Source organism: Nocardiopsis lucentensis DSM 44048 (assembly GCF_000341125.1).
Taxonomy (GTDB): domain Bacteria; phylum Actinomycetota; class Actinomycetes; order Streptosporangiales; family Streptosporangiaceae; genus Nocardiopsis; species Nocardiopsis lucentensis.
On record NZ_ANBC01000596.1, the window covers coordinates 1 to 6875 of the forward strand.

At 72.0% G+C, this 6875-nt stretch carries 7 protein-coding genes and 1 pseudogene (1 of these 8 running past the window's edge); 2 read left to right on the forward strand and 6 right to left on the reverse strand.

The features are described from left to right. The 6 genes from D471_RS39660 to D471_RS0121165 form a co-directional block, all read right to left on the reverse strand. On the reverse strand, window positions 1-455 hold a 455-nt coding region (locus D471_RS39660; protein WP_206538960.1), incomplete at its 3' end, for a hypothetical protein. Between the two features lie 401 nt (window positions 456-856). After that, window positions 857-2020 carry an AAA family ATPase gene (locus D471_RS0121145; RefSeq protein ID WP_026127935.1) on the reverse strand — a complete coding sequence of 388 codons (1164 nt, stop codon included), beginning with the start codon at window positions 2018-2020 and terminating at the stop codon, window positions 857-859. Between the two features lie 29 nt (window positions 2021-2049). Next, window positions 2050-3504, reverse strand: a complete 1455-nt coding sequence (locus D471_RS0121150) for a VMAP-C domain-containing protein (RefSeq protein WP_017600473.1) — start codon at window positions 3502-3504, stop codon at window positions 2050-2052. Next, on the reverse strand, window positions 3501-4475 hold the full coding sequence (locus D471_RS0121155; protein WP_017600474.1) for a trypsin-like serine peptidase: 975 nt from the start codon (window positions 4473-4475) through the stop codon (window positions 3501-3503). The genes D471_RS0121150 and D471_RS0121155 overlap by 4 nt, the downstream gene beginning before the upstream one ends. A 216-nt stretch (window positions 4476-4691) precedes the next feature. Then, on the reverse strand, window positions 4692-5117 hold the full coding sequence (locus tag D471_RS0121160) for a DoxX family protein (protein WP_017600475.1): 426 nt from the start codon (window positions 5115-5117) through the stop codon (window positions 4692-4694). A gap of 209 nt (window positions 5118-5326) precedes the next feature. Further along, window positions 5327-5812, reverse strand: a complete 486-nt coding sequence (locus tag D471_RS0121165; RefSeq protein WP_017600476.1) for a MarR family winged helix-turn-helix transcriptional regulator — start codon at window positions 5810-5812, stop codon at window positions 5327-5329. A 71-nt stretch (window positions 5813-5883) separates the two neighbouring features. Here D471_RS0121165 and D471_RS0121170 point away from each other — a divergent pair, with 71 nt between their 5' ends. Next, window positions 5884-6666, forward strand: coding sequence for a dioxygenase family protein (locus tag D471_RS0121170; protein ID WP_017600477.1), 783 nt, complete (start codon window positions 5884-5886; stop codon window positions 6664-6666). 64 nt (window positions 6667-6730) lie between these two features. Further along, a pseudogene (locus D471_RS35415) lies at window positions 6731-6875 on the forward strand (NADAR family protein) (it continues 403 nt past the right edge of the window).

Sequence of the window (6875 nt, forward strand, 5' to 3'; positions counted from 1 at the left end):
GAGTCGAAGCGCAGCTCCCGCACCGACCGGAAGACCCCGCTGTCCCTGGCCAACCGGGAGAAGGCCGCCGCCACCCCGCGCTGGAACAGCATGGTGACGCCGTCGTCCACGAGCAGGACGAGGTCGACCGCCCGGTGCGACCGCGCGCGCAGCTCGGGGACGATCGGGACCGCGTGCCGCCCACGGTCGCCCTCGGGCCAGTGGAGGGTCTCCAGCAGAGCACGGGCGTAGTTGCGCGCCGTGCCCTCCACGTCGAGGCGGTCGCGCGGCCCCTGCGGCAGTTTGAGGTTGAAGGGCCGGAGCGCGGCGAGGAGTTCCTGCCGTTCCTCCAGCACGGCCTCGCCCGTGGCGAGCGGTGGTGCGGGCTCGTACGGCCCGTCCGCCACGACGTCGCCGGGGAGGTGGACGGTCTCGACCGGTGTTCCCGGCGGCGGCTGCGACGGTGTTCCGGTCATCTGGGGCGCCGGATTTCCGGACACCTCGGACGAGGGATCCCCCGTGCTCTTCCCGGCCTCGGGAGGTCCCGGCGTCACTCCGGTCGGCTCCGTCCGCGGAGCGGTCGGGGCCGGACCACCGCGTGTCCCGTCGGCCGCGGGGGGCGCGCTATCCGCTCCGCGCGTGTCCGCGTCCGTCTCCGGCGCCGGATCCGTGTCGTGCGCGGATCGGGGCGGGTCCTGGTCCGCTCCGTCGTCCCGGGGCGGTTCCCTGCGTCGTGTGTCGGACCGGATCCGGCGCAGCGCGGCGAGGTAGACCGCGTCCGCCAGGTCCGTCGCACTGGCGCCGAGCGTTTCGGCCCAGGGGTCGGAGCGGCCGCCGGATCGTCCGGGACCGCCGCCACCATGTTCCCCTCTGGCGCTCATCCCGGGGTTTCCGTGAGCCGGTGCCACAGGAGCTCGGAGAAGTGCTCCACCTGCTCCGGACCGGGCGCCGTGCCCGCCCCGTCCACCGTCCCGAGCATGTGGACGGCGTTGAGCAGTTGGTCGACGGAGAGCCGGTGGCCGTCGCCGGTGCGGCGCAGGAACTCGGTGACCAGGGCGCGCGTCCCCGGCGGCGTGGCGCCGTTGAAGTGTCCGGCGACCATCGACACCAGCTCCTCCTCGTCCGGCAGCTCCATGTACACCGGAACGCAGCGGCGCAGGAAGGCGGGCGGAAGGTCGCGGTCACTGTTGCAGGTCACGACGGTGACCGGGAAGGCCGAGCACAGGACCTCGCCGCGGGTGACGCGGGCGGTCCGGTCGGGGTCGTCGGTGCCCACCTCGATCGACTCGGCGGCCCCGGCCAGCCTGGCCAGTTCGGGAACGCGGTACCCCCCGTTCTCGAAGAGGTCGAGGAGGTCGCCCGCCAGGTCGAAGTCGCCGAGATCGAAGTCGTCCACCAGCAGCACGCGCGGCAGGGCGGCGGGGAGGAAGGCGGTGCCCAGGGGGCCGAGGGTGAGGTAGCGGCCGATGGACTCGGCGCTGCTGCGCAGGTGGGCCTCGACCGGGTCGGCGTCGGCCCCCGCGCCGTAACGGCGGTCCACCGCCCCGAGGGCCCGGCGGCGGGCGCCCTCCACGTTGAGGTCGTGGATCTGTGTGAGGGGGTCGTAGGAGTAGAGCCCCTCGGCGGCGGTGGACCTGCTGTTGACCGCCCAGCGCAGCACCCGGCCCAACCCGAGTTCGCGGGAGATCTGGTACGCCAGGCTCGACTTGCCCACTCCGGGCGGGCCGACGAGCAGGAGCGGTCGCCTCAGCAGGATCGCGGCGTTGACCCTGTCGAGCAGACGGCGGCGGCGGGCGCCCAGCGCGACCGGCCCGGTCCGGGCCCCGCCGAGCACCCGGGAGGAGTCCTCTTCCCGGGGCGGGCCGTCCTGCGGCGGAGCGCCGGGGGCGGGCTCGCCCCCATAGGCACGCCACGGCGGGGGCGGCGGTAGCTGGGCCGCCAGGTCGAGATGGCGGCGGGGCTGACCGGTGCCATGGAAGATCCACCACTCAGGCACCGTCCGCGCGGAGTCGGCCGGCCCTGTTCCGGGGGGTGTGGTCATGGCATGCCCTTCGGACCGCGCCCAGGGGGCTATCGGATGCTGTCGGTGGACATCTGCGGAGGAGGTTCCGGCAGGACCGGAAGGGGATCGTGGTAGATGACGGCGATCTCGAGACTGCCCTCGATGTACCCGCTCTCACTCGATGACACGCGTCCGGACCGAGAGCTGTGGAGAACTTCGGGGAGCGCTCGGATTTCCTCCGAGGTCACGGTCACCTCCCGTCCCATGCGAACCGGATTCAGCCATGATCCGATTCCCGGGCCGAATTCCGCGGATCGCCAGACCACAACCGGAACCCCAAGCGTAATCGCCGACCAGACTTGTGTATACCAACGGCTCAGGCGGGAGGGAACGGACAGAACGATCACCCGGTCGTCCCGCAGCCGTTCCGGAAGGGGGTCGTCGTCCATTCCCCGGTCGTGGAACTCGTCGAGCGCGAGTGCCTCTCCGCTCGATTCCAACCGCTGCCACCTGCTGACGCACGTGCTCCACGCGTCACGGTCCGCCCGGTCCGGGAGCAGCTCCTCCGCGCGGTACACCACTTCCGCGCGGGCGCCCAGGGGGACGCCGCCGGAGTGGGCGCGCTGCCAGCTCTCGGCCTGGAGGCGGTCGAGCAGGAGCAGGGGCGCGACCAGCTCGACCCGCCTGCCGCCGTGGTGCGCCGCCCGGGGGTCGGCCTCCATCCGGCTGAGCAGTCCACCGATCCGCTCCCCGATCGAGGCCGGGTCGACGTCGGGGTGCAGGTCGTGGTCGCAGAACTCCGGTTCCTCACCGCGGCGCTGGCTGAGGACGGTCCAGTACTCCACCTCGTAACGGCCCCGCCGCGTGCCCTGTCCGACCCGCACGACCAGGCGGGCCGGACGTTCCGGAGCGGGCGGCGTCCCCGGCGGCTCGGGAGGGCGCAGGCCCCGGCCCCACTCCTCCAACAGGCCCGTGTTGAGCGTCCTCAAGTGGCGGGCGACCTCCGCGCAGAACAGGAGCACCGGCGGTTCCCCGTCCGGTGGGGCGGGGCGTTCGGCGAGGTCCATGAGGGCGTCCCAGGCCGTGGCGGGCTCGGGGGTCTCGACCCGGAGGGTGGGTGGCCGGACTCGCTCGAAGACCGCCTCGACCTTGTCGAAGAGAACACGGGACAGTTCGTCCCGCACGGTGCCCACGTCCCGGGCGTCGCGGACCTCGACGTGCTGGGCGAGCAGGGCGTACTCCTCCTCGTCGAGGAGGGGACGGGCCGCCTCCGCCGCCGTCCGCGCGCTTCGGCCGCGGTCCTCCAGGTGGAGGACCCAGCGCAGCAGGCAGCCGACGCACTCCCGGTCCTGGCAGAACTGGACGAGTCGGCGAGCGAAGACGGAGGGCGCCCCGGAGGCGTCCACGTCCCGGCGGACGGCCCTGGGCAGATACCGCATGAGCTGCTCCCGGTGCTCCTGGGAGTAGATGTGTTCGACGTCGCACAGCGCGAGGGCCAGCCGCTCGACGTCCCGTGCGTTCACCCGGAGCCCCACTCCAGCAGCGGGGCCGCGGCCTCGCGGACACGCCGCATGGACGCGCTCCCCTCCTCCCACGCGTCCAGCTGGTCCAGGACCTCGGCGAGGAGGTCGAACTCATGGTGGGCCAGACGGACGAGTGACGCGGCGAAGGTGCGCGGGTCCTGGTCGAGGCGTACCCGCACCCGCAGGCGCCGGTCGAGCCCCTGGTGGAAGGACCTGCGCTGATCAGGGGAGGCGATGGTGTCCAGGTCGGACATGGCGAGGCCGGTCGCGGTGACCGCCCGTCGCACGGCGCCGTCGTCCGGGGGCTGGCGCCGGGACCGCGGCCGGGGCGGGGTGGGGAGCGGTGGAACCGCCCGGTCCGACTCCCACACCGGGCGGATCTCCGTCATGGGAATCATCCAGCCCAGCCTGCCTTCGGTGGCCGCCTCACACACGATGCCCACAAGGGCGTCCGTACTCTCCTCTCGGACACCGCCACCGCTGAAACCCCGGGTGAAGACGGTTCCCGTACCGGGGTCGGTGTCGATCTGGACGTACTCGGGGTGACTGCCGCCGGACCCGGCGACGCTCCCGGTGACCCACCGACCGGAGGGGGACTGTGCGAAGCCGACGACGCGGACGCGGTCGCCGACCCGCGCTGGACCGGCGAGGACGGCGGGGCGGGCCGGGGCGGGTCGGTCGAGGCGCAGGACGGCCACGTCCCAGGGGCTCGCCTCGCGCCACCACCACCCGTCCGGGAGGACCTGGGCCATGGCGGTCCACCCGTCCGCGCCCCGGGGCGCGTCCACGTGCACACGGCTGCCGGGGCCCGCGTCACCGACGGCGGCGCGAACGACGTGGGCGCACGTGACCACGTGGTGGGGGGTGACCAGTGCCGCCGCCCCGTGGAGGGCTAAGCCGTTCCGGTCGGCGACACGCAGTTGCCAGTCGGCGGAATTCTGGTATTGCGGGTATGTGGCCAGGTGGGACAAGCAGGCTCCCGTTCGGCACGGGGGAGGGGAAACGGGGGACGGAGGTCGTTTCCACCCCGCTGTCGACGTGGATTCCGTCTGATTCTACCTACTGACCCGAAAACACCACAATACACAAATCCTTATAGCACCTGGCCTGAATGGTGAATTGAGTAGAGAAGTGCCCCGGGCCGCCCGTTTTCAAAGGTGGGAGGGCCGGGGCGCGTGAGCGAGCGCCTACGCCTCGCGGTCGGAACGGCTCCTGCGCCCCCACGGCATGATCCGATCCAGGGCGAAGCGGCCACCGGCGAAGCCGAGCGCGAGCGCGGCGGCGCCGATCACCGGGACCAGCTCCCATTCCGCGAACGCCTGACCGGCGTGCGCGAAGACGTAGGCGCCGATCATCTGGAGGGCCAGGAGGATACCGGCCAGGGGTAGCAGGAACCCGATGATGAGCGCGATCCCGCCACCGACCTCGACGAGGCCGCCCACGACGGCGGCGACCTCGGGCATGGGAACGCCCATCATCGCGAAGCCCTCGGCGGTGGCGCCGGGGTCGGCCAGCTTGGGCCAACCGTGGTAGACGAACACGCCGCCGACGACGAGTCGGGCGAGGAGGCTCGTGAAGTCGCTGATTCCCAGCCCCGATGACTGCTGGCTCATGGGTCTTCCTGCTTCCGTGTAGCGGGCGTTCCGGGAGAAGGTGTCCCGGAGCGGACGCTTGAGACTACAACCTTTTCCCGAGAAACAAGGTTTTCGTACGTGTCCAGTCGATCACATAAGGTGTCGAACCAGGCGTAAGCAAGCCGTGATCACCCCTGTTCAGAGAACTTTCCACCCTCGGGCGGCGTGTCGCGCCCCCCGGGCGCCCCCTAGGACGCCGGTCGTCCGGGGGCCTCTCCGCCGGGATCCAGGGCGCCCAGCATCGCCTCGGAGATCTCCCTCAACCGATCCGCCTGTTCACGGCTGATCGTGTCGAAGAGCACCCTCCTCACCTCCTCCACGTGCCCCGGCGCCGCCTCCCGCAGCACCTCCATCCCCTCGGGGGTGAGGGAGACGATCGTCGTGCGCCGGTCACCGGGCCGCTTGAACCGGCGGACCAGCCCGTCCTCCTCCAGACGGGCCACGGCGTGCGAGAGCCGACTCGGCGAGGAGCGCAGGAGCCCGGCCAACTCCGTCATCGTCAGCGCGCGCTCCGGGGCCTCGGACAGCGCCACGAGCGCCTGGTAGTAGGCGTGCGGAAGGCCGGAGTCCCTTCTGAGCTGGCGGTCCAGGGCGCTGTCCAACAAGTGGACGGCCCTCAGGAAGGTCCGCCAGGTCCGCTGCTCATCCTCGTCGAGCCACCTCGTGTCGGCCACCGCTCCCCCGGAATACTTGAGAGTTCAACTGTGTTCTGGGTGCCAGAAGGCTCCCATGATCGGAGGACCCCGTGTCGACCACCCGCACGCCTACCCTGTACCTGAGCCACGGAGCGCCGCCGCTGGCCGACGACGACCGGTGGACACGGGAACTCGCCGACTGGTCTGGTGGTCTGGCCCGTCCCAGGGCCATCCTCGTGGTGTCCGCGCACTGGGAGGACGCCCCGCTCACCGTCGGCGCCACAGCGGACGACGTGCCGCTGACCTACGACTTCTGGGGCTTCCCGCAACGCTACTACGAGGTCGTCTACCCCGCCCCCGGAGCTCCGTGGCTCGCCGAGCGGGTCCGGGAGCTCGCCACCGGTCCGGGTGGGAGCGTCCGACAGGATCCGGCCCGGGGACTCGACCACGGGGCCTACGTCCCCCTCAAGGAGATGTACCCGGAGGCCGACATCCCGGTCCTCCAAGTGTCCATGCCGACGCTCGACCCGAGCACGCTGCTGGCCCTCGGCCGCCGTCTCGCACCCCTGCGCGACGAGGGCGTCCTCATCGTGGGCAGCGGGTTCACCACCCACAATCTGCGTGAGATGTCCCGGCGGCCCCACGGTGAGCCGCCGTCCTGGTCGGCGGAGTTCGACGACTGGGTGCACCGGTCGGTGTCCGCCCACGACGTCGACGCCCTCCTGGACTTCCGGCACAAGGCCCCGGCCTCCGCCCTCGCCCACCCGCGCAGCGACCACTTCGCACCGCTGTTCGTCGCCCTGGGCGCCGGTCTCGACGGCCACGAGCGGTCGACGTCCACGGTGGACGGCTTCTGGCACGGGCTGGCCAAGCGCTCCTTCCAGTTCGAGTGAGGGACGGGAGCGAACCGGAAAACCCGGTGTCCGAGTGTCGGGGCCCTCTGTCACGATGTGGGTCATGACGGACACACGGAGCCCGGCCGACGCGCGGTCGGTGAGCGATGTGATCGCGGCGTCCGGCCGCCCGAAGTACCTGCACTTCTGGGGCCACCGGCCGCCCGCGTCGGGCGGCGTCTCAGCGAGCTGCCTGTCGCAGTGGTGGG

Excerpts from the sequence above, each read along its gene's own strand:
- D471_RS0121160 (WP_017600475.1), bottom strand. The coding sequence starts at position 5,117 with ATGAGCCAGCAGTCATCGGGGCTGGGAATCAGCGACTTCACGAGCCTC.
- D471_RS0121145 (WP_026127935.1), bottom strand. The coding sequence starts at position 2,020 with ATGACCACACCCCCCGGAACAGGGCCGGCCGACTCCGCGCGGACGGTG.